We start from the raw sequence: 21,576 nt of genomic DNA on the forward strand, positions 1-21,576 counted from the left end.
GACGTGCGGAGGGCTTGGGCAAACAGAGACTGGTTCGCATTCGTCTGACACCACCTGCGCGCCTGCTCGGCGGGGAACAGTTCGTCCCATAGCGGGTCAAGCTGCTGTAGGGCCGCGCGGGCGTCGGCCTCGGAGATGTCGTCGGCGTGGGCACGCGCCGCCTTCCAGGGCCCCGCAACAATCTCCGGCTGGCGGAACACGGCGCGCAGCTGGTCGACCACGGCGGCCTCGATCTCGCCCGCGGGCACGCGGCCCACGGGGCACGACCCGCGCCGCCGCTCTTGCCGAGTGGCGCGGCCTTCTTGCAGCCTAACAGATCGTGATCGCTCGAAAACTGAGACGAGTTCGCATTGGTCTGACACCACCTTTCTTTGGTTTTCCGAGGCTGATCCGGGCCGCATCCGATGTCGATGACCGTTTCCGCTTCCCACAGCTTGAGGAGACAACGCGTCTTTCCGCCTGTGATGCGGGCCGGACTGCGGTGATCGCTGCGTCAGGCGCTTGCAAGAGAATGATTGCCCTGTGCGGTTACCCTGTTACTATACGGTAGTTCAATCACGAATCGCCTGAGGAGTCGGCATGGCGCGTGACCCACGCTTTGACATACTTTTCGAACCCGTGCGGATCGGGCCCAAGCTGGCGCGGAACCGGTTCTTTCAGGTGCCGCACGCCTCGGGCATGACCAATGCGGCGCCTCATGTCAGGGCAGCGTTCCGCGAAACCAAGGCCGCGGGGGGGTGGGGCGTCGTCTCGACCGGGGCCTGCTCGGTGCATCCATCGTCGGACGACAGCCCGTTCCCCTTTGCCTCGCTCTGGGATCAGGCGGATGTGCGCAGCCACGCGCTCATGACGGAGGCGGTGCATCGCCACGGGTCGCTTGCGGCGGTGGAGTTGTGGCATGGCGGGGCGGCGGCGGTGAACCGGACCACGCGGCACGCTCCCCTGTCGCCGTCGGGCATCCCGTGGATGGCGACGCATGTGCCGTTCATGTCCTCGGCACGCCCTCGGGTGATGGACGCAGCCGACATCCGCGACCTGATCCGCTGGCATGCCGAGGCGGCGGTCAAGGCCGAGGAGGCGGGGTTTGATATCCTTTATGTCTACGCAGGCATGGGCTATCTGCCCTATCAATTCCTGCTGTCGGACTACAACCAGCGCACGGATGACTACGGCGGGTCGGTCCGCAACCGGGTGCGGCTGGTAGAGCAGTTGATCGATGCGGTGCGTGAGGCAACCCATGGGCGTTGCGCAGTCGCGCTGCGGATTTCCATGCAAGAGCTGCGCACCAGACCGTCCGAAGTGGCACCGACCGAGGCGCATGAGGTAATCGGCCTTCTCAAGGATGTGCCGGATCTCTTTGACGTGAAGATGGACTATTCCGCCTTCGATTGCGCCGCCAGCCGCTATACCCCGGAAGGCAGCCACGAGACGGTTGTGGATTTCCTGAAATCGGTCACCGACAAGCCGGTTGTTGGCGTCGGCCGCTTCACCAGCCCCGACACGATGGTGTCGATGATCAAGCGCGGCGTGCTGGATTTTATCGGTGGCGCGCGGCCATCCATCGCCGATCCGTTCCTGCCGAAGAAGATCGAAGATGGGCGGGTTGAGGACATCCGCGAATGCATCGGCTGCAATCTTTGCATTTCCAGCTGGCATGACGGGGTCTGGGTGCGCTGCACGCAGAACCCCACAGCAGGCGAGGAGTGGCGGCGCGGCTGGCATCCCGAGATCGTCAGGCGCGACGGGCAAGGGCAGGTGCTGGTTGTGGGCGCCGGGCCTGCTGGGCTGGAAGCGGCGCTGACGCTGGCGCGGCGCGGGCATGAGGTGGCGCTGGCCGACAAGGCGCGCGAGTTCGGCGGGCGCTTGCGTTGGGAAAGCCGGTTGCCGGGACTGGGCCAGTGGCACCGGGTGGTTGACTACCGGATGGGCCAGTTGCGCAAACTTCCAAACGTCTCGCTTTACCCCGAAAGCGACCTAACTGCGCCGGATGTGGCGGAGTTTGGCGCCGAACATGTGGTGATCGCCACCGGCGCGCGCTGGTTGCCGCATCTGTGCGGTGCGAATGAACTGCCCTCGGGGCCGCTGGAGGCCCCCCGCGTCTACACGCCCGACGATCTGGCGGCAGGCGTGGTGCCAGAGGGTCCAGTCGCGGTCTTCGACTATGACAGCTATTATCTTGGGTCCGCGATTGCCGAGCAGCTTGCCGGGCTGGGGCTTGATGTCACCTACATCACCACCGCAGGGGCCGCTGCCGCCTGGGGCTTCATGACCAATGAACAGCCCTTGGTTCATCAGTCCTTTGCGGCAAAGGGCATCGCCTTGCGCACGCTTGAGGTCGTGACCGGGTTTGATGGGGAGGAGTTGCGGCTGGCCCAGATCTACAGCGGCGAAGAGCGGCGGATTGCCGTGCGCTCGCTGGTCATCGTGGGCTACCGTGCAGCGGGAAGCGCTCTGCATGAGGCGCTGGCGGCTGACGCAAAGCCGGGGCATCTGCACCTGACAGGTGACGCGAATGCCCCCGGCGCGATTGTTCATGCGGTCTATCAGGGCCACAAGACTGCGCGGGAACTCGGGGTTGCAACTGTCACAGCGCGGCGGGATGCGCCCTTTGCCCCGCGGGATTTCCAATTGCCCGAGGCCGCCGAATGACCCGGGCCGAGGGGCGCAGACGGCAGGCCAGCCGCGCCCTCGGCGGGGTGCCGCAGCGGCCATGGGGTCAGGTCGAGCGGCTGATGCCGCCGGTCAAGGTGATCAGTGACGATCAGGTTGCCGCTATCCATGCGGCGGCGCTGGATGTGCTGGCGCGGCAGGGCTTGCGCGTTCTGCATGGACCCGCGCGCAAGCTTTTCGCCGGAGCAGGGGCTGAGGTGCGTGGCGACACGGTCCGAATTGATCCCGCCCTTGTTGCCGGGCTGCTGGCGACGGTGCCGGCCACCTTCACGCTGGAGGCCCGCAACCCCGCGCGCAACCTGAAGCTTGGCGGCGGCTGGTGCGCTTATGGCGCGGTCGGTGGTCCGGCCTATGTCATGTGCAACGACAAGGGCCGCCGGGACGGCACCTTTGACGAGATGTGCGATTACATGCGGCTGATCCAGTCGCTGAACGTCATCCATCAGGAAGGCGGCGGCCCGTTCGAGCCCCTGGACCTGCCCGCCAACACCCGCCATCTGGACATCTACCACGCGCAGATCCGGCTGGTGGACAAAAGCTGGCAGACCCAGACCCTTGGCCTTGCCCGCACAATGGACGGGATCGAGATGGCAGCGATCATGCTGGGTACGACGGTCGAAGGATTGCGAGACCGGCCCACGCTTCTGGGGATCATCAACACCAACTCCCCCCTTCAACTGGATGTGCCGATGGCCGAGGGGCTGATCGCCATGGCCGCACATGGGCAGGTGAATGTGATCACCCCCTTCACGCTGGCGGGGGCGATGGCGCCGGTAACACTGGCGGGCGCGCTGGTCTTGCAGCATGCCGAGGCGATGGCGGGGATCGTGCTGACCCAGATCGTGCGGACCGGCGTGCCGGTGATGTATGGCGGCTTTACCTCCAACGTCGATATGAAGTCCGGCTCCCCGGCGTTCGGGACGCCGGAATATGCCAAGGCCGCGCAGGCCTCGGGCCAGTTGGCGCGGCACATCGGGGTGCCGTTCCGGTCGTCCAACGTGACGGCGGCGAATGAGGTGGATGCCCAGGCGGCCTACGAATCCCAGATGGCGCTCTGGGGTGCCTTGACCGGCGGCGCGCATCTCTTGAACCACGCAGCGGGTTGGTTGCACGGCGGGCTGACGGCGAGTTTCGAAAAGCTGATCCTTGATGCCGAGATGCTTCAGATGATGGACGCCTATTTCGAGCCGATAGCGACCGACCCCGGCGCACTGGCGCTGGACGCGATCCTGGAGGCGGGCGCGGGCGGGCATTTCTTCGGGACGGCCCATACGATGGCGCGCTATGAGACGGCGTTTCACGCTCCGATGCTGTCGAACTGGGACAACCATCCGAACTGGCTGGCCAAGGGCAGTATCGATGCCCGGACCCGGGCGAACATCGTCTGGAAGGAGGTGCTGGCGGCGCATGAGGATCCTGCGTTGGACCCTGCCGTGGATGAGGCGCTGACCGCCTATGTCACCCGCCGCAAGGCCGAGGGCGGGGCACCGATGAACTGATGGGCAAGCACATGGAAACCCGCGCCGATTTCCCCTTCGCTCTGATCGAGGAAGAAAACATCTGGGTTCCCATGCCCGACAGCACCCGTCTGGCCGGGCGGCTTTGGCGGCCCGAGGGCGCAGGGCCGGTGCCGCTCATCCTCGAATACCTGCCCTACCGCAAGCGCGACGGGACGCGGGCGCGGGACGAAAGGATGCACCGCTACCTTGCCCGGCATGGCTATGCCTGCCTGCGGCTCGACATTCGCGGAACGGGCGATAGCGAGGGCGTGCTGCACGACGAATATTCGGTGCAAGAGCAACTGGACGGGGTAGCGGCGATTGACTGGCTGTCCAAGCAGGCGTGGTGCGACGGGCAGGTCGCGATGTACGGGATCAGTTGGGGTGGGTTCAACGGCCTCCAGATCGCCGCGCGCCAGCCGCCCGCGTTGAAGACGATCATCACGGTGGGGTCGACCGACGACCGTTATGCGACCGACATCCACTGGGTCGGCGGGTGTCTGTCGAAGGATAATTTCGACTGGTCCTCGACCATGTTCGCGATGCAGGACCTGCCGCCAGACCCGGTGATCGTGGGCGAGGCGTGGCGCGGTATGTGGGAAGCGCGACGCGAGGCGAACCGGCCCTGGATCCTGCGCTGGCTGGAGCACCAGTCGAGGGATGACTACTGGCGGCAGGGGTCGGTCTGCGAGGATTTCTCGAAGATCAGGATCCCGGTCTATGCGGTGTCGGGCTGGGCGGACAATTATTCCGAGGCGGTCCCGCGGTTGCTGGCCGGCCTTCAGGGGCCGCGGCTGGGGCTGATCGGACCATGGGCGCATTCGTTCCCGCATGACGTGACCGTGGAACCGGCAATCGGCTGGCTTCAGGAGGTGCTGCGTTGGTGCGATCACTGGCTGAAGGGCCGCGATACCGGGATCATGGCTGAGCCGATGCTGCGGGCCTGGATGCAGGACCATGTGCCGCCACAGACCTGCTATCACAAACGGCCGGGGCGCTGGGTGGGTGAGGATCAATGGCCTTCGCCTCGCATCCAGCCGCAACGGTTGGCCTTGGGCGCGAACGGTCGGCTGGGCGGCACGGGGCAGGGGACGGTCAGTATCTGCTCCCCCCTATGGGTAGGCCTGACGGCGGGAGAGGTCGGGCGCTATGGCGACGAGGCGGAATGGGCCACCGACCAGCGCGAGGATGATGGCGGGTCGCTGGTGTTCATGACCGAACCGCTGGCGGAGCCGCTGGAAATCCTTGGCGCCCCGCAGCTTCACTTGCGCTTTGCCAGTGACAAGCCGCAGGCACTGGTGTCGGTCCGGGTCAATGATGTGGCCCCCTCGGGCGCGTCAACCCGCGTGGCCATCGGGCATCTGAACCTGTGTCACCGCTATGGTCACGGCTCTCCGCAGGCGCTGGTGCCGGGGCAGGTGGCCACGGCTGCGGTCGATCTGGATGACATCGCCCACAGTTTCCCCGTCGGGCACCGGATCGCGGTCTCGATCTCGACCGTCTACTGGCCCATCGCTTGGCCATCGCCAGAACTTGCGACCCTGACCGTCCAGCTTGGCGACAGCGCGCTGGAGTTGCCTGTCCGCCCGCCCCGGCCCGAGGATGCCGGCATGCGCTCCTTCGATCCACCCGAAGCGGCTGCCTCTGATCCGCAGCATGACTTGCCTCCCGATCTGACCGCCGATCCCGCCACCCCCGTGATCCGCCGCACGGTGCACCGGGATCTTCTGACCGGTGAGATGGTGGTGGATTTTCCGCGCTGGACCTATGCCACCGAAATGCCCGCCATCGGCCAGACCCATCGCGGCACCGGCCTTGCCCGCTACCGGATCACCGATGGCGACCCGCTCAGCGCGCGCTGCGAAACCCGCTATACCGTGCAGATTGACCGGGTGGACGGCACTTTCACCCATGAAAGCGAAGGGTCGCTGTCCTGCGACGCCACGCATTTCATCGTCGAGATGCGATTGCGCATCACCGAGAACGGAACGCAGGTCTTTGCCCGCGACTGGAACGAGAGGATCCCGCGTGATCATATTTGACCCATCAGGGGAGGCGCGCTGATGCTGGCCTACGCGATCCGGCGGCTCGGGCTTTCGCTTCTGATCCTGATCGTGGTGATGACCGCCATGTATGCGATGGTCTTTCTGGTGCCGGGCGATCCGGCCTCGCTGGCGCTGGGGCCGCGCGCGACGCCGGAGTTGAAAGAGGCTCTGCGCGAACGGATGGGGCTGGATCAGCCGATCCTGACGCAGATCCTCTATTTTTTCGGCAATGTGCTGCAGGGCGATCTTGGCACCGATGTCTGGTCAAAGCGCCCGGTTCTTGACCAAATCCTTGAAGTGTTCCCGAACACGCTGATCCTTGGCGTAGTGGCGCTGGGCTGGGCGCTGATCATGGGCGTGCTCTTGGGCTGTGCTGCGGTAATCTGGCGCGACACGTTGGCCGACCGACTTCTGGGGGTGTTGTCGGTCAGTGTCATCTCGATCCCGTCATTTGTCGTGGCAATCTATGCGCTGATCATCTTTGCGGTCTGGCTGAAATGGCTGCCCGCCATCGGGGCGGGGCAGAAGGGCGATTTCGCCAGCCAGGCCCGCGCGCTGATCCTGCCCGCCTTTGCCGTGGGTGTCGGCTGGGTCGGATACCTGGCCCGATTGATCCGCGCCTCGATGCTGGAGGTGATGGAGGCGCCGCATATCCGCACCGCCCGCGCCTTTGGGATGTCAGAGCGCGACATCGTCTTTCGCCACGCGCTGCGGGTGGCCATCGTGCCGACCATCTCGATTCTGGCGGTGGGGTTCGGGTCTATCCTGTCCAGCGCGGTCTTTGTCGAAAGCGTGTTTTCCCGGCCCGGTATCGGCACGCTGATCACCGCTGCGGTGGAAAAGCGGAACTACCCCGTGGTCATGGGGACGGTCCTGTTCATGACAGCTTTCTACCTTGCTGTCGTCACTGCCGCCGATCTGTTGATCGCGCGGCTGGATCCAAGGGTGCGCGATGTCCTCCGCAGTTGATGACATCACCCTTCCGGCCCGGCGCGGGATTGGCCGAGCGCTGTTGCGTGACCCGATGGGGCTGGCCGGGCTGGTGTTGGTGGTTGCCTTCCTTGCCATGGCGCTGCTGGCCCCGTGGATTGCCCCCTATGACCCGATAGCGCTGAATGTGAAGGCCAAGTTCCAGCCCCCATCCGCCGCGCATTGGGCCGGGACCGATCATCTGGGGCGGGATCTTCTGTCGCGCATCATCTGGGGCGCGCGGTTGGCGCTTGGCATCTCCATCACCTCGGTCGGGATCGCGGGGGCGCTCGGGCTCGTCCTGGGGCTGGTTGCCGGCTATGGGCCGCGCTGGCTCGATTCCGCGCTGGTGTTGGTGTTTGACAGCATGTCTTCCCTTCCGATGATCTTCTTCGCGCTTGCGGTCATCACCGTCCTTGGCCCCGGCACCACGACCCTGATCCTGGTGATCGTGCTGGTGTCGTTTCCGTCCTATGCCCGGCTGATCCGGACCCAGACCCTGTCACTGTCCGGGGCCGACTATATCCTGGCCGAGCGGGCCATGGGCGCCGGCCCTGTGCGGATCATCTTCCGGCACCTTCTGCCGAATGTCGTGGGGCCGATGGTGATCCTGATCTGCATGGATATTCCGGTGGTCATCATGCTGGAAGCGGGGCTGAGCTATCTCAACCTCGGGGTAAAGCCGCCGTCGCCGTCCTGGGGCAACATCCTGGCCGAGGGCTACAATTCGCTGCGGCAGGCCCCGCATATCGTTGTCATTGCCGGTATCCCGCTGGTGCTGGCGACGCTGGGCTTCACCTTTCTGGGCGAAGGCTTGCGCGACGTTCTTGACCCGCGCGGCGCCGGGCGGAGGTGGACATGAGCGCGCCCCTGTCCGTGGAAAACCTGTCGGTCGTCTACCGCGTAGCGGGGGGCATCTTGCAGGCGGTGCGCGATGTGTCGCTGTCCGTCCAGCGGGGCGAGGTTCTGGGGATCATGGGTGAAAGCGGTTGCGGCAAGTCCACGCTTGCCGCCGCGATGATCAACCTCTTGCCCGTGGGGGCAGAGATCCGGCAGGGCGGGGTGCGGATCAACGGCACCGACATGCTGAAACTGCCCCCCGCAGCGCAGCGTGCCTTGCGCGGGCAGTCGGTGGCCATGGTGTTTCAAGACCCGATGACCGCGTTCAACCCGGTCTTGACCATTGGCCGGCAGCTGGCCGATTTCGCTGGCGCGCATGACCCCGCCCGCGCCACGCCTGACCGTCTTGTTGCGATGCTGGCCCGTGTCGGTATCCCCAATCCCGCGCGGTTTCTTGACCGCTATCCGCATGAGCTGTCCGGCGGCATGCGCCAACGCGTGGCCATCGCGGCCGCCCTGTTGATGCAACCCGATGTGCTGATCGCGGATGAGCCGACCACCGCGCTGGACGTGACGATGGAGGCGCAGATCATCCACCTTCTGCGCGACCTGCGGACCAGCTTTGACGGCGCCATCGTGATCGTGACCCACCATCTGGGTGTGATCGCCGAGCTGTGTGACAGGGTGGCGGTGATGTACGCGGGCGAGGTGGTCGAGGAAGGTACGGTCGACGCGATCTTCCACGCAGCCCTGCATCCCTATACCCGCGCACTTCTGGCCTGCGACCCGGCGGTGGTCGATCCCTCTTCCGGGCGCCTGCCCACCATCGCGGGCCGTATACCCGACCTGACCGCCTTGCCGCCCGGCTGTGCTTTCCTGACGCGCTGCACCATGGCGCTGCCCGCCTGTCACAATCCGCCACCGCGAGTCCTGTTGGCCGAGGGTCGGTCCGTGCTGTGCCACCGGGTGCAGCCATGACCCCGGTGCTGGATTTGCAGAACCTGTCGGTCGATCTACCGCTGGGCGGTTTTCTGTCAAGAGCGCGGCTGACGATCCTGCAAGACGTGAACCTGACGGTGGCGCGGGGGGAAAGCGTGGCGCTGGTCGGGGAAAGTGGGTCGGGCAAGACCACGCTGGCGCGGGCGGTGATGGGGCTGCAAGGGATGAGCGGTGGCGAGATCCGCCTTGACGGGCAGCCCGTGGCCGGCAAGGCGGGCCTTGCCCGCTTGCGGCGTGATGCGACGATGATGTTTCAGGATGCGACGGCCTCGCTCTCGCCCCGGTTGACGGTGGGTTATCTGGTGACCGAACCCTTCCGAATTCACCGCCAGCCGCTGCCCGACCCCGACCGCATGGCGCGCGACCTTCTGGCGACCGTCGGCTTGCCTGCCGCCATCGCCCGGCGCTATCCGCACGAGCTTTCGGGCGGGCAGGCGCGGCGGGTTGGCGTGGCGCGCGCGCTGGCGCTGCGGCCACGCCTCGTCATTGCCGATGAACCGACGGCGGGGCTTGATGTGTCGGTTCAGGCCGAGGTTCTGAACCTGATGGCGGACCTGCGCCGCGACATGGGGCTGGCCTATCTGATCATCACTCACAACCTGGCGCTGGTGCGCCATGTCGCCGACCGCGTCGCCGTGCTGTATCTTGGCCGCGTTGTCGAGGAGGGGCCGACGGCCGAGGTCTTTGCCGCCCCGGCGCATCCCTACACCGCCAGCCTGATCGCCGCCGAACCGAAGCCGGACCCGCGCCGCCGCCGCGCTGACCTTGCGATCAAGGGCGAGGTGCCTTCGGTGCTGCGGCGGCCCTCGGGCTGCGAATTTCACACCCGCTGCGGGCTTGTGCAGGACATCTGCCGGCAGAACGCGCCCGATCTGCACCCAACCACCACCGGGCGTCTTGCCCGCTGCCACTTCGCCGATCAAAATCAGGAACAGGGAGACCACCATGCACTGGAGCACTGACCGTCGCGGATTCCTCAAGGCTGCGGGCGCGGGCCTTGCCGCCGCAGCCGCCATACCACGTTTTGCCTGGGCCGCCGAGGGCACCACCCTGCGGCTGCGGGTCGGTGCAGATTTTCAGGTGCTGGACCCGTTCGGCATCATTGGCGAGTTGGATGACATCATCCCGCGCTGCACCAACGTCACGCTGGTGCGTCTCGGCGACATGCGCGACGGCAACCAGTGGCGCCCCTGGGCCGCCGAAAAGATCGAATGGCTTGACGACACGCGGCTAGCCTTCACCCTCCGCGAGGGACTGAGCTGGACCGGAGACTATGGCCCGGTCACGGCGGCTGACGTGAAATTCTCGTTCGAACGCATCGCGGGGTCCGACAGCGCCTGGGCCTATCAATTTGAAAAGCTGAAAGAAGTCGAGGTGATCGACGACCGCAGCGGTATCATCCACCTGACTGAACCCTTCGCCCCCTTCATCGTGATTGCGCTGCCCTATTACGGCGGCCATATCGTCAGCCAGAAGGCGGTCGAGGCGGCAGGCGGCAGCTACACCACAGAAATCCCGGCGCAATGTGGTCCTTACCTCTTTGACACATGGGAGCAGAACCAGAAGGTCACTCTGAAGGCGAACCCCGACTGGACCGGCGAGAAACCGGCCTTCGAGCGCGTGGAGTTCTACATCGTCACCGACGATCAGGCCGCCCAGCTGGCCTATGAGGCCGATGCTTATGACTTTACGCGCGTGGCGGTCGGGGCTGCCGCACAGTTGCAAGGCGCGATGCCCGAAGGCGCGGCGCTGATCGAGGCGCCGGGCACGCGCTATGCGTGGCTGACGATCAACATGAACGCCGAACCGCTGAAAGACCCCCGGGTGCGGCAGGCGATCCAGTATGCCTATGACGGGCAGGCGGTGCTGGACGGCGCCTATGACGGGTTGGTGGGGCGCTCTACCGGGGTAGTTCCGCCGACCTCTGGCTTTGCCCGGCCGACGAACCTGATCGCGACGCGGGATGTGGAGAAGGCGAAGGCACTTCTGGCCGAGGCGGGGGCCGAGGGGTTGGAGTTGAACCTTTACGCGCTGACCGATGGCACCAGCCAGACCATCGCCCAGATCATTCAGGCCAATCTGGCCGAGGCGGGGATCACGATCAACATCCAGCCGGTCGACGATGCCGCCTATTGGTCACTGGGCGACATGACGGCGGGCGAGGGGTACAAGTCGATCGAGCTGGTGCTGATGAACTTTGCCGGTGGCATCGATCCGACGGAAAACCTGGTCTGGTTCCGCCCCGACCAGATCGGCATCTACAACTGGTCCTTCTTCGACAGCGCGGAATATGAAAGCCTTTACCAAGCCTCGATGACGGAACAAGACCTCGACAAACGCCGCGACATGTTCAATCGGATGGAAGACCTGATGGAAGCCTCCGGCGGATTCGTCTTCATCTGCTTTGAACCCTATCTTGCAATTCATGACGCCGATCTGGTGCCAGTGATCCTTGCAGATGGCCACCCCGATCCGGTCGCCTTCCGCAGGGCCTGACCGAAGCCAAAGGACCGACTGACGTGACCGTTGCGCCACCCAAAAAGTCCCGGCTGTCTGCCGGAAAAAGGCGCGCTCTTCTGGAAGATGCCGCCCGCGCCTGCATGGCGCGCGGCGGTATCCGGGAATTCACGGTCGACAAGATCGTGGCCGAGGCGGGCGTGTCGCGCGGGCTGATCACGCATCACTTCGGGTCGATGGACGGGCTTCTGGTCGCCGTCTACAGCCGGATGTATGACGAATGGATCGCTGCCATCTCTGCACCGCGCCAGGGCCTTTCCCGTCTGGAATCTCTGGTCGAGGCGCTGGTCTCGCCCGCGCTGTTCAGCCGTGAGGTTCTGAACATCTGGCTCACCCTCTGGGGAGAGATTGCCAACAACCCGGTCCTGCGTGCGGAACACCGGGCGCGCTATAGCCAATACCGCGAAAGTATCGCCGCCGCACTGCGTGAGGCGGCCCCGCCCGGGTCTGGGATCGACATGGACACGGTTGCCTCGGCCTTCATCTGTCTGGTAGACGGTCTTGGCGTGCAGCGCTGTGTCGACCCCGACCTTTTGCCCGAAACGGCCGCCCGGGCCACCTGCTGGGCCTTGCTGTCGCCGCATCTGACGTTGGGCGACAAGCCCGTGGGCAATGTCAGAGGGATGGAGACTTGAGCCGGCGGGGTCGGTTGCCTGGCATTTGGGGATGACCACACGCAGCCCCTTACGGTACTTTCGCACCAGCCCCAAGATCATCCGCCTTGCCGTGATGATGTATGTCCGGTTTCCGCTTTCGCAGCGGAACGTCGAGGATATTCTTCACGAGCGAGGGATCGACATCAGCTACGAGACGGTCCGGTTCTGGTGGCACAGATTTGGCCCGCTGTTTGCATCCGAGATCCGCAAACGTCGGGTTTCGGGGATGCGGTCGAGCCGCTGGCGGTGGCACTTTGACGAAGTTTTTGTGAGATCAACGGCGAGCGGCGCTATCTTTGGCGGGCCGTCGATCACGAAGGCGAAGGGCTCGAAAGCTTCGTGACGAAGACACGCGACAAGAGAGCGGCATTGAGATTCGTGAAGAAAACGCTTAAGCGGCACGGCTGTGCCGACGAAATCGTGACTGATCGCCTTCGTTCTTATGGGGCTGCCCTCAAAGACCTCGGAATTCCGGAATTGCAGGAAACCGGCCGCTGGGCAAACAATCGCTCCGAGAATTCGCACCAGCCGTTCCGAAGGCGCGAGCGGGTGATGCTACGCTTCCGGCGGATGCGAACACTACCGAAGTTCGCATCCGTCCACGCCTCGGTCCACAATCATTTCAACCAGGAGCGCAGCCTCTCGTCACGAACCGTCTTCAAGCTGAACCGTGCCGCCGCCCTCGCAGCGTGGCGCAGTCTTCTTGCAGCCTAACAAATTGTCATTGCTGGGAAACTGAGACGAGTTCGCATCCGTCTGACGGCACCCTCCATTGCCTGCAAATCCGCCTCGCGTCTCCGCGGGCTGCGGATCCCGTTCGGTTTGCTCGTGCGCAAAGAACAGGGAATTATCAGGGAATTTCGATTCTCTGGGGACATTTTCGGGATTCTCCGGCTGGAATCCTCGCGCGTTTTCCGTGGGTTACGGCCGAATTCCTTGCTCCTCAGGAACAGGGAATTCAAATCAGCGGATCAGGGAAGAAAATTCTACAGAACAGGGAAAGAATTGGGAAGAACAGGGAAGCGCGGGTTTGGGGGGCTTCCCTGGTCGGCGGGAGGACTTGGCATCCTCAGGGATGGTGGCTAGCTAGAACTTCATCGAACGGCAGTTCTCGTGAGGGTTGTTTGATGCGGGTCGCGCTGCAACGCTCCTCATTGGCGCGATCATGACCCGCGTCGGAATCCCTCCCGAGGACGAACCCGCGGGGGTCTTGGATCTTGCTATTGGAAAAGCGCGCAAAGCGCCGGAGCAACGGCTGCATCCGGGGCGCGACCGAAGGGTATCATGCTGCCTGAGGCGGGCGCAACTTCGTTCGCTGATCCTGACAAAGCTGCTTGTTCAGCTCTGATTGCTGACATGATTCCCACTCCGGAAGGCCTTCCTAGATGTTCTGTCATCGTGTCTGCTGGTCCAAGGCGTCAGGCCTGGTCAAGCCGGGTCTGACCCGATCCGATTGAAAGCCTCGGTCATGTCGCAAATTCTACAGCAGATCTGACCAAGGCTCCCGGCCCTGCAATCACCCGTGCGGCAAGGGACGTACCAGCGGATACGGCCTTGGAGAGTTTCGCCCCGGCGAGGTAGCTGGCAAGGAAACCTGCGTTGAAGCTGTCTCCGGCGGCTGTCGTATCCAGCACCGGCGCTGCCGGGACTGGGACCGGATGGTGTTCGGATTTGCCAGCCTGCCATGTTACAATAGGTCGTGGGCCATCTTTGACGACCACCAGTGCTTCCCCGTGACTTGCGTATCGTTGCGCCGTGGCGGCAGGGTCGGGGTCGCCGAAATGGCGGGCTTCGTCGTCGTAAGATGGCAGAACGATGTCTGCACCAGCTGCCAGATCAGTGATCGATTGCAGCATTGTTGCCGTGTCCGGCCATAGCGAAGGCCGGATATTGGGATCAAATGCTACCCGGCTGCCAGCGGCCCTTGCATGTGCCAGCGACGCCATCAATCTGGATCGGGCGTCTGCGTCGAGGATCGCCAGGGTGATCCCCGACAGATAGATCAGATCGGCCCCGTCAAGCACCCTGTCCAGCCGTGTTGCGTCCTCGGCCAGCAGGCGTGCGGCAGAACTGGAACGCCAATAGGCAAAGCTCCGTTCACCATTGTTCAACTGGATCAGATAAAGGCCTACACTTCGTTCCGGCACCCGCTGGACGTGGTCGGTGATGATGCCTTCTGCTGCCATGAAATCAAGCATGCGGTCTGAAACGGCGTCTGTCCCCACGGCCGAAAGGTAGGAAACACTTGCGGTGACTGGCAGAAGGCGGCGCAGATACCAGGCAGCGTTGAATGTATCGCCGGCATAGCCCATCGTGAACAGACCGTCGCCGACGGGCGCAAGCTCCACCATGCATTCCCCAATTGCGATAACGCGCATTTCAGCCATCATCCGAGAAATAGGCGGCGTTTTCGCCGCGGATTCGGACAATCTGGTGCAGGATGCGGGACAGGTGGATCCGCACCATTTCCGCAGCGCGCTCCTCATCGCGTGACCGAAGAGCCGCCAGGATATCCTTGTGCTCCGCGAAGGCGTGTTCCAGTGCAAACGACAGCGACAGGAACCGCACCCGGTCCATGTGGGACTTCATCTCGCGCGCCGTTTCCCAGGCAAAGCCAGTGCCAGAGCGTTCGCAGATTTCCCTGTGAAACTGGTCGTCCAGATCGTGAAATTTCGCCGGGTCATGCGCGGCAACGGCAGCGGCTTGCTGGTCAATGATCGCCTCGATCGCCGAAAAATCTTCTTCGGTCAGTGTTTTGCAGGCAACGCGCGCCGTCTCAGCCTCGATCGACAGGCGGATGAAGCGCGCTTGCATCACCGCGCGTTCTGAAATGGCCGAAACGACGGTGGCGCGTTGTGGACGGATGGTCAGGAAGCCCAGCTTCGACAGCCGGTAGAACGCATCGCGCACCGGCTGACGCGACACGCCAAGTGCGCGGGCGACGTCGAACTCTGAAAGCCTGGTGCCGGGTGGAAGTTCCAGGCGCAGGATCTGGCGGTGCAATTCTTCAAAGACTGAATCTGCGACCGACGACCGTTGGATCGGCTCCAACACGCTCAGCGCCTTGCTGTTCAGCATTTGCGAACCTCCTTGCATTCATGCACCAGCCTAGTCGTGGCCCGTGCGAGCAGCAACTGGAATATTAGTTGACTAGCATAAAAAGAATCCCCAATGTGACCATCAATCAAAGCGTCTGCACCGGGGGAGGGTGAGAGTGGGCCTGCTTCATCCTGACCGTCTGTTTCCGGCCGATCCTGTGTCGCGTGACCTTGCGCGCGCGCTCTATGGCACGGTCGGCTCCCTGCCGATCATCAGCCCGCACGGCCACACCGACCCGGCCTGGTATGCGACGGATGCCGCCTTTCCTGATCCCGCCCAGCTTTTCGTGACGCCCGACCACTACGTCTTCCGCATGCTCTGTTCGCAAGGCATCCCGCTTCAGGCTTTGGGCGTCCCGCGTGCCGATGGCGGCCCGACCGAAACCGATGGCCGGAAGATCTGGCGCATCTTCGCGCAGAACTATCACCTGTTTCGGGGTACCCCGTCCCGCATGTGGCTGGATCATGCGTTCGAGACGATCTTCGGTTTCGACCAGCGGCTGACCGCCGCCAACGCCGACGATTACTACAACCGCATCGCCGAAGCCCTGCAAACTCCTGCCTTCCGCCCCCGAGCCTTGTTCAAGCGGTTCAATATCGAGGTCATCGCCACCACCGATTCCGCTTTGGACGACCTGTCGCATCACCACGCCATCCGCGCTTCGGGCTGGCGGGGCAGGGTGGTCCCGACCTATCGGCCCGATAGCGTCGTCGATCCCGATTTCCCGGGCTTTGCCGCCAACATCGCCCGGCTTGGCGATATTACCGGTGAAGACACCCACAGCTGGCCGGGCTACCTGAGCGCCCATCGCCAGCGTCGGGGGTTCTTCAAATCCTTGGGTGCCACCGCCACCGACCACGGTCACGCCACGGCAAGGACGGAAGACCTGTCTTTGCAGGATGCTGCCGCCTTGTTTGCCCTTGTCCTGACCGGCAATGCCACGCCGGACGAAGCTGACGCCTTCCGCGGCCAGATGCTGACCGAAATGGCGCGGATGAGTCTGGACGATGGCCTTGTCCTGCAATTGCACCCCGGTAGCCGTCGCAACCACAGTGCCGGCATCCTTCAGAAATTCGGCCGCGACAAGGGCTTCGACATCCCCGGCCGCACCGATTATGTCGCTGCCCTCCGCCCGCTTCTGAACGCGGTGGGGATGGAGCCGTCGCTTGCCATCATACTCTTCACGCTGGACGAAACCGCCTATTCCCGCGAACTGGCGCCCTTGGCGGGCGTCTATCCGGCGTTGAAGCTGGGGCCGCCCTGGTGGTTCCATGACAGCCCCGAAGGCATGCGGCGCTTTCGTGAGATGGCGACCGAAACCGCGGGCTTTTACAACACCGTCGGCTTCAACGACGATACCCGCGCGTTCCTTTCCATCCCCGCGCGGCACGATATGGCCCGCCGGGTAGACTGCGCCTTTCTGGCCGATCTTGTGACAACCGGAAGGCTCGACCGCGAGGAGGCGTTCGAGCTTGCCCCCCAACTGGCCCATGGCCTTGCCAAGGCCGCCTACAGACTGTGACCAACATCAGGAGGAGACCACCAATGAAGCTGAGAACAACCCTTGCCGCTCTCATGGCCACGGCCGCCCTGTCCGGCGCTGCCTTCGCCGAATGTGAGCTGACGCTGAAATCGTCCGACACCCACCCCGACGGTTATCCCACTGTCGCAGCGGTGCAGGTCATGGGTGAGATGATCAAGGAACGTTCGGGCGGGCGCATCTGCATCGAGGTGTTCCACTCGGCCCAGCTGGGCGAGGAAAAGGACACGATCGAACAGACCAAGTTCGGCGTCATCGACATGAACCGGGTCTCGATGGGGCCTTTCAACAACATCATCGAGGAAACCAAGGTTGTCTCGCTGCCCTTCATCTTCCGTGGCACCGACCACATGCACCGCGTGATGGACGGCCCGATCGGCGAGGAAATCCTTGCCGCCTTCGAGCCGCATGGCTTTATCGGTCTGGCCTATTTCGACGGCGGCTCGCGCAGCTTTTACAACAGCCAGAAACCCATCGATTCCATCGATGACCTTGCGGGCATGAAAGTGCGCGTCATGCAGTCCGACGTCTTCGTCGACATGATGAGCGCGCTTGGCGCCAACGCCACTCCGATGCCTTACGGTGAGGTCTATTCAGCACTGCAAACCGGCGTCATCGACGGGGCGGAAAACAACTGGCCGTCCTTCGAAAGCTCGGGCCACTATGAGGTTGCGGGCTATTACACGCTGAACGAGCACCTGATCGTGCCAGAGGCGCTGGTGATGTCAAAGGTCAGCTGGGACAAGCTGACGCCGGAAGACCAGGCCCTGATCCGTCAGGCCGCCAAGGACTCTGTCGCCATCAACCGTGAGCTTTGGGCCGCGCGTGAGAAGGTGTCGGAAGAAAAGATACGCGCGGCAGGCGTGCAGATCATCGACAACATCGACAAGACCCCGTTCATCGAGGCGATGGTGCCGGTCTACGAAAAGCACGCAAACACACCGAAACTTCAGGATCTCGTGACCCGCATCCAGGCGACCGAATGATCTGAGGCCAAATCGGGCGGCCGTGTCAGGCCGCCCGCACCAAAGGGGGATATCGTGCAGGACGTGATGGAACGGGTGGCCCGCGTGCTGGGCCATGTGGCGACGGCTGCGCTCTGGGTCGCCGGGGCCGCGCTGGTCCTGATGACCGCCGTGATTGCGGCACAGGTGGTCTTCCGCTACGGCCTCAATTCCTCGCTGATCTGGAGCGAGCCCTTCGCCGTTATCCTAATGGGCTGGTTCATCTTCCTTGGCGCTGCCGTCGGCATCCGCGAAGGCTACCACCTTTCGTTCGACATCCTGATCATCCTTCTGCCCTTGCGCGCGCGGCTGTGGCTGTTCTCGGTTTCCGACATCGCTGTGACCGGCTTCGGGATCGGGATGGTCTGGTTCGGCGGGCAGTTGGCCGGGTCGGCCTGGAATATAAAGCTGCCTTCGCTGGGGATCACCGGCGCAATCGATTTTGCACCCATCGTCGGCGGTGGGGTGCTTATCATCCTCTTTTCGCTTGAACGCCTGGCGCGGCGGGCGGCGGGCCTGCCAACCCAACGCTTCGGCGACACCCCGGCGGAGGCCTGACCCATGGAGCTTTGGATCCTGTTCGGCACCTTCGCCACCCTGCTTCTGATCGGCACGCCGGTCGCCTTCTGCCTTGGCATCTCGTCTTTTGCGACCGTGGTCTACATGGGCTTGCCGCCGGTCGTCGTCTTCCAGCGGCTGAACTCCGGCGTCTCTGTCTTTGCCCTCATGGCGATCCCGTTCTTCATCTTCGCCGGTGAGTTGATGGTCAGGGGCGACATCGCCCGCCGTCTTGTCGCGCTTGCCGGGGGCCTTGTCGGCCACATGCGCGGGGGGCTGGGTCAGGTGAATATCTCGGCCTCGGTCCTGTTCGGTGGCATCTCAGGTTCGGCCGCTGCCGACGCCTCGGCCATCGGGGGGCTGATGATCCCGCAGATGAAGGAACGCGGCTACGGCGTTGACTATGCAGTGAATGTCACTGTCGTTTCGTCGATCATCGCGCTGATGATCCCGCCCAGCCACAACCTGATCATCTATTCCATCGCCGGGGGTGGCCGCATCTCCATCGCCGATCTTTTCACCGCAGGCATCCTGCCCGGCCTTGTGCTGGCCCTGTCGCTGATGATCGCTGCCTGGCTGGTGGCCACCAAACGCGGCTACCCGACCGACCGCTTTCCCGGCTGGATGGCAGTTGGCGGCCTGTTCCTGAATGCGATCCCCGGCATCCTGCTGATCGCCATCATCTTCGTTGGCGTCCGGTCCGGCGTCTTCACCGCCTCGGAATCCTCCTGCATCGCGGCCGTCTATGCGCTTTTGGTCACCGTGCTGGCCTACCGCACGATGAACTGGTCGAACTTCACCGCCGCCACCTTCGCTGCCGTCCGCACCACCGCGATGGTCCTGATGGTCATTGGCTGTGCCGCCGCCTTCGGTTGGCTTCTGGCGATCCTCAAGGTTCCGACGACCATGATCGAGGTGATGAAGGGGGTCTCGGACAACCCGATCGTGATCCTGCTACTGATCAACCTTCTGCTGATCTTCCTTGGCACCTTCATGGACATGTCGCCCCTGATCGTGATCACCACGCCGATCTTCCTGCCCGTCGCGACCGCCTTCGGCGTCGATCCGGTGCATTTCGGCGTGATCATGGTCTTGAACCTTGGCATCGGGCTTTGCACCCCACCCGTCGGCGCGGTCCTTTTCGTCGGCTGTGCGGTCGGCAAGATCGGGGTCGGCCAGGTGCTGAAGTCGATCTGGCCGTTCTACGGTGCCGCTTTCGGCACGCTGATGCTTGTCACCTATATCCCCGGGCTGTCGCTCTGGCTGCCCTCGCTGTTCCGGTAATCCCATGCCCTATCCTGTCGTCACCACCGGCCCCGGCGTCACCCGTGAGGTCTTGTCCGACCACCCCGACCTCATGGTCGTCGCCTTCCGCTTCGACGCGGGCGGCGAGGGGGCTTTGCACAATCACCCCCACGTTCAGGCGACCTATGTCCAGTCGGGCCGCTTCCTGTTCACTGTCGAGGGACACGACCGCGAGGTCGGACCGGGCGACAGCCTGATAGTTCCCGGCGGCACCGTTCATGGCTGCCGCTGCCTCGAGGCGGGCTTGCTGATCGACAGTTTCACCCCCCGCCGCGACGATTTCCTTTGAAAGGCCCTTCCATGCTGACTGTTGAAACCCGTCCCGCCATTTCCCCGACCGAGGCCAAGGGCATGGATACCACCGCCCTGCGCGGCGCCTTCCTGGGTGAGGGGCTGTTCGCTCCCGGCGAAATCCGCCTGATCTACAGCCACTATGACCGGATGATCACCGGCGGCGCCGTCCCTGCGGGTGGGTCGCTGACCCTTGATCAGGTCAAGGAATGTGGCACCGCAAGCGTGCTTGATCGCCGCGAGTTGGGCGTGGTCAACGTCGGCGCGGCTGGCTCTGTCACCGCCGCAGGGCAGACTTATGCAATGGAGAAAGGCGATGTCCTGTATCTTGGCCGTGGCCTTGGCCCTGTCAGCTTCGCAGGACAGGGGCGGTTCTACCTCACCTCCGCCCCCGCCCATGCCAGCCTTCCCGCCCGGCTGATCCGTCTTGGCGAGGCGAAGTCCTTCACCACTGGCGCGCCCGAGACGGCGAACCACCGCACGATCTACCAGTTCATCCACCCCGAGGTGATGGAAAGCTGCCAACTGGTTCTGGGGTATACGAAATTCCATGGCGGTTCGGTCTGGAACACCATGCCCGCCCACCTGCACGATCGCCGGATGGAGGCCTATTTCTACTTTGACCTCGCCCCCGACGCCCGGGTGTTTCACATGATGGGACGGCCTGAGGAAACCCGCCACCTCGTCGTAGCCAACGAAGAGGCGGTGCTGTCGCCGCCCTGGTCGATCCACTGCGGCGCTGGTACCGGCAGCTATACCTTTGTCTGGGCAATGGCGGGCGACAACGTGGACTACAAGGACGTCGAGATGGTTGGCATGGGGGATCTGCGGTGAACCCGTTTTCCCTGCAAGGTCGCCATGCGCTGGTGACCGGCGCCAATACCGGCATCGGACAGGCAATAGCCGTGGGATTGACGCAAGCGGGCGCAAGGGTCACCGTCGCGGCCCGGCGCGACTGTGCCGAGACGCTGGCGCTGATCCCCGATGCCCGCGCCATAACCCTCGACTTCGCAGACCCGATGGCGGCGGGCGAAACCTTCACGGCAGGCGACTTCGACATCCTGATCAACAACGCCGGCACCATTCGCCGCGCCGATAGCCTGGACTTTACCGAGGAAGACTGGGACGCGGTGATGGACGTGAACCTCAAGGCCGTCTTCTTCACCGCGCAAGCCTTTGCCAGGGCGCTGGTCAAGCGCGGGGCAGGGGGCGCCATCGTCAACATCGCCTCGCTTCTGTCGTTTCAGGGCGGCATCCGGGTACCCTCCTACACCGCCGCCAAGCATGGCGTTGCGGGGCTGACCAAGCTCTTGGCCAACGAATGGGCCGCGAAGGGCATCAACGTCAATGCCATCGCGCCCGGCTATATCGAGACGAACAACACCGAGACCCTGCGCGCCGACCACGGCCGGAACGAGGCGATCCTAGGCCGCATCCCCGCCGGTCGCTGGGGCCGCCCCGAGGACATCGCCGGCACCGCCGTCTTCCTCTGCTCTCCGGCCGCCACCTATATCCACGGCGCGGTCCTCAACGTCGATGGAGGCTGGCTTGCCCGCTGAAATCCGTACGGCCCAGAAGTTTTCG

Annotated in this window: 18 protein-coding genes and 2 pseudogenes; 17 read left to right on the forward strand and 3 right to left on the reverse strand. The window is 64.0% G+C overall.

The genetic code is table 11. The annotated features are described in order from the left end of the window. Positions 1-269 (reverse strand): annotated as a pseudogene (locus QUV21_RS16855) (hypothetical protein); the annotation flags it as partial. Between the two features lie 310 nt (positions 270-579). On the opposite strand from QUV21_RS16855, the gene QUV21_RS16860 reads away from it, so the two are divergent. The 10 genes and pseudogenes from QUV21_RS16860 to QUV21_RS16905 all read left to right on the forward strand — a co-directional run bounded on the left by QUV21_RS16860 (position 580) and on the right by QUV21_RS16905 (position 12,909). Then, complete coding sequence (locus tag QUV21_RS16860; RefSeq protein WP_300856483.1) at positions 580-2,649, forward strand: FAD-dependent oxidoreductase; 2,070 nt, start codon at positions 580-582, stop codon at positions 2,647-2,649. Further along, positions 2,646-4,169 carry a trimethylamine methyltransferase family protein gene (locus tag QUV21_RS16865; RefSeq protein ID WP_300856484.1) on the forward strand — a complete coding sequence of 508 codons (1,524 nt, stop codon included), beginning with the start codon at positions 2,646-2,648 and terminating at the stop codon, positions 4,167-4,169. Before QUV21_RS16860 ends, QUV21_RS16865 begins: the two co-directional genes overlap by 4 nt. After that, positions 4,169-6,211 carry a CocE/NonD family hydrolase gene (locus tag QUV21_RS16870; protein ID WP_300856485.1) on the forward strand — a complete coding sequence of 681 codons (2,043 nt, stop codon included), beginning with the start codon at positions 4,169-4,171 and terminating at the stop codon, positions 6,209-6,211. The genes QUV21_RS16865 and QUV21_RS16870 overlap by 1 nt, the downstream gene beginning before the upstream one ends. Before the next feature lie 21 nt (positions 6,212-6,232). Continuing rightward, entirely contained in the window at positions 6,233-7,183 is a 951-nt protein-coding gene (locus QUV21_RS16875) for an ABC transporter permease (RefSeq protein ID WP_300856486.1), read from the forward strand. Continuing rightward, positions 7,167-8,045 carry an ABC transporter permease gene (locus QUV21_RS16880; protein ID WP_300856487.1) on the forward strand — a complete coding sequence of 293 codons (879 nt, stop codon included), beginning with the start codon at positions 7,167-7,169 and terminating at the stop codon, positions 8,043-8,045. Before QUV21_RS16875 ends, QUV21_RS16880 begins: the two co-directional genes overlap by 17 nt. Continuing rightward, positions 8,042-9,001 (forward strand): ABC transporter ATP-binding protein, encoded by a 960-nt coding sequence (locus QUV21_RS16885; RefSeq protein ID WP_300856488.1) that lies wholly within the window; start codon positions 8,042-8,044, stop codon positions 8,999-9,001. The genes QUV21_RS16880 and QUV21_RS16885 overlap by 4 nt, the downstream gene beginning before the upstream one ends. Next, a complete protein-coding gene (locus QUV21_RS16890; protein ID WP_300856490.1) occupies positions 8,998-9,984 on the forward strand; it encodes an ABC transporter ATP-binding protein in 987 nt (328 codons plus the stop codon). Before QUV21_RS16885 ends, QUV21_RS16890 begins: the two co-directional genes overlap by 4 nt. Then, positions 9,968-11,518, forward strand: a complete 1,551-nt coding sequence (locus tag QUV21_RS16895) for an ABC transporter substrate-binding protein (protein WP_300856492.1) — start codon at positions 9,968-9,970, stop codon at positions 11,516-11,518. The genes QUV21_RS16890 and QUV21_RS16895 overlap by 17 nt, the downstream gene beginning before the upstream one ends. 23 nt (positions 11,519-11,541) lie before the next feature. Next, positions 11,542-12,174, forward strand: coding sequence for a TetR/AcrR family transcriptional regulator (locus tag QUV21_RS16900; protein ID WP_300856493.1), 633 nt, complete (start codon positions 11,542-11,544; stop codon positions 12,172-12,174). Between the two features lie 31 nt (positions 12,175-12,205). Continuing rightward, positions 12,206-12,909: pseudogene (locus QUV21_RS16905) on the forward strand (IS6 family transposase). A gap of 752 nt (positions 12,910-13,661) precedes the next feature. On the opposite strand, the gene QUV21_RS16910 reads toward QUV21_RS16905, so the two are convergent. Together QUV21_RS16910 and QUV21_RS16915 are read right to left on the reverse strand one after the other, a co-directional pair. Beyond that, complete coding sequence (locus tag QUV21_RS16910) at positions 13,662-14,573, reverse strand: sugar kinase (protein ID WP_300856495.1); 912 nt, start codon at positions 14,571-14,573, stop codon at positions 13,662-13,664. A gap of 1 nt (position 14,574) precedes the next feature. Then, positions 14,575-15,273 (reverse strand): GntR family transcriptional regulator, encoded by a 699-nt coding sequence (locus QUV21_RS16915; protein WP_300856496.1) that lies wholly within the window; start codon positions 15,271-15,273, stop codon positions 14,575-14,577. 136 nt (positions 15,274-15,409) lie between these two features. On the opposite strand from QUV21_RS16915, the gene uxaC reads away from it, so the two are divergent. The 7 genes from uxaC to kduD are packed head-to-tail and all read left to right on the forward strand — an operon-like array spanning position 15,410 to position 21,551. Continuing rightward, positions 15,410-16,816: a glucuronate isomerase gene (gene uxaC / locus QUV21_RS16920; protein WP_300856497.1), complete on the forward strand. Its 1,407-nt coding sequence runs from the start codon at positions 15,410-15,412 to the stop codon at positions 16,814-16,816. Positions 16,817-16,839: 23 nt separating this feature from the next. Continuing rightward, complete coding sequence (locus QUV21_RS16925; protein WP_300856498.1) at positions 16,840-17,820, forward strand: TRAP transporter substrate-binding protein; 981 nt, start codon at positions 16,840-16,842, stop codon at positions 17,818-17,820. 54 nt (positions 17,821-17,874) lie between these two features. Then, a complete protein-coding gene (locus tag QUV21_RS16930) occupies positions 17,875-18,396 on the forward strand; it encodes a TRAP transporter small permease (RefSeq protein ID WP_300856499.1) in 522 nt (173 codons plus the stop codon). A 3-nt stretch (positions 18,397-18,399) separates the two neighbouring features. Next, positions 18,400-19,680, forward strand: a complete 1,281-nt coding sequence (locus QUV21_RS16935; RefSeq protein WP_300856500.1) for a TRAP transporter large permease — start codon at positions 18,400-18,402, stop codon at positions 19,678-19,680. 4 nt (positions 19,681-19,684) lie between these two features. Next, entirely contained in the window at positions 19,685-19,990 is a 306-nt protein-coding gene (locus tag QUV21_RS16940; RefSeq protein ID WP_300856501.1) for a cupin domain-containing protein, read from the forward strand. A gap of 11 nt (positions 19,991-20,001) precedes the next feature. Further along, complete coding sequence (kduI, locus tag QUV21_RS16945; protein WP_300856502.1) at positions 20,002-20,826, forward strand: 5-dehydro-4-deoxy-D-glucuronate isomerase; 825 nt, start codon at positions 20,002-20,004, stop codon at positions 20,824-20,826. After that, positions 20,823-21,551, forward strand: a complete 729-nt coding sequence (gene kduD, locus QUV21_RS16950; protein ID WP_300856503.1) for a 2-dehydro-3-deoxy-D-gluconate 5-dehydrogenase KduD — start codon at positions 20,823-20,825, stop codon at positions 21,549-21,551. The genes kduI and kduD overlap by 4 nt, the downstream gene beginning before the upstream one ends. Positions 21,552-21,576: the final 25 nt, after the last annotated feature.

The organism is Tabrizicola sp. (assembly GCF_030373185.1).
In the GTDB taxonomy this organism is placed as follows: domain Bacteria; phylum Pseudomonadota; class Alphaproteobacteria; order Rhodobacterales; family Rhodobacteraceae; genus Tabrizicola.

Bases quoted from the DNA above. Each gene is read 5' to 3' on its own strand.
- QUV21_RS16860 (WP_300856483.1), top strand. From the start codon at position 580: ATGGCGCGTGACCCACGCTTTGACATACTTTTCGAACCCGTGCGGATC.
- QUV21_RS16865 (WP_300856484.1), top strand. From the start codon at position 2,646: ATGACCCGGGCCGAGGGGCGCAGACGGCAGGCCAGCCGCGCCCTCGGC.
- QUV21_RS16870 (WP_300856485.1), top strand. From the start codon at position 4,169: ATGGGCAAGCACATGGAAACCCGCGCCGATTTCCCCTTCGCTCTGATC.
- QUV21_RS16875 (WP_300856486.1), top strand. From the start codon at position 6,233: ATGCTGGCCTACGCGATCCGGCGGCTCGGGCTTTCGCTTCTGATCCTG.
- QUV21_RS16880 (WP_300856487.1), top strand. From the start codon at position 7,167: ATGTCCTCCGCAGTTGATGACATCACCCTTCCGGCCCGGCGCGGGATT.
- QUV21_RS16885 (WP_300856488.1), top strand. From the start codon at position 8,042: ATGAGCGCGCCCCTGTCCGTGGAAAACCTGTCGGTCGTCTACCGCGTA.
- QUV21_RS16890 (WP_300856490.1), top strand. From the start codon at position 8,998: ATGACCCCGGTGCTGGATTTGCAGAACCTGTCGGTCGATCTACCGCTG.
- QUV21_RS16895 (WP_300856492.1), top strand. From the start codon at position 9,968: ATGCACTGGAGCACTGACCGTCGCGGATTCCTCAAGGCTGCGGGCGCG.
- QUV21_RS16910 (WP_300856495.1), bottom strand. From the start codon at position 14,573: ATGCGCGTTATCGCAATTGGGGAATGCATGGTGGAGCTTGCGCCCGTC.
- QUV21_RS16915 (WP_300856496.1), bottom strand. From the start codon at position 15,273: ATGCTGAACAGCAAGGCGCTGAGCGTGTTGGAGCCGATCCAACGGTCG.
- QUV21_RS16925 (WP_300856498.1), top strand. From the start codon at position 16,840: ATGAAGCTGAGAACAACCCTTGCCGCTCTCATGGCCACGGCCGCCCTG.
- QUV21_RS16935 (WP_300856500.1), top strand. From the start codon at position 18,400: ATGGAGCTTTGGATCCTGTTCGGCACCTTCGCCACCCTGCTTCTGATC.
- QUV21_RS16940 (WP_300856501.1), top strand. From the start codon at position 19,685: ATGCCCTATCCTGTCGTCACCACCGGCCCCGGCGTCACCCGTGAGGTC.
- kduI (WP_300856502.1), top strand. From the start codon at position 20,002: ATGCTGACTGTTGAAACCCGTCCCGCCATTTCCCCGACCGAGGCCAAG.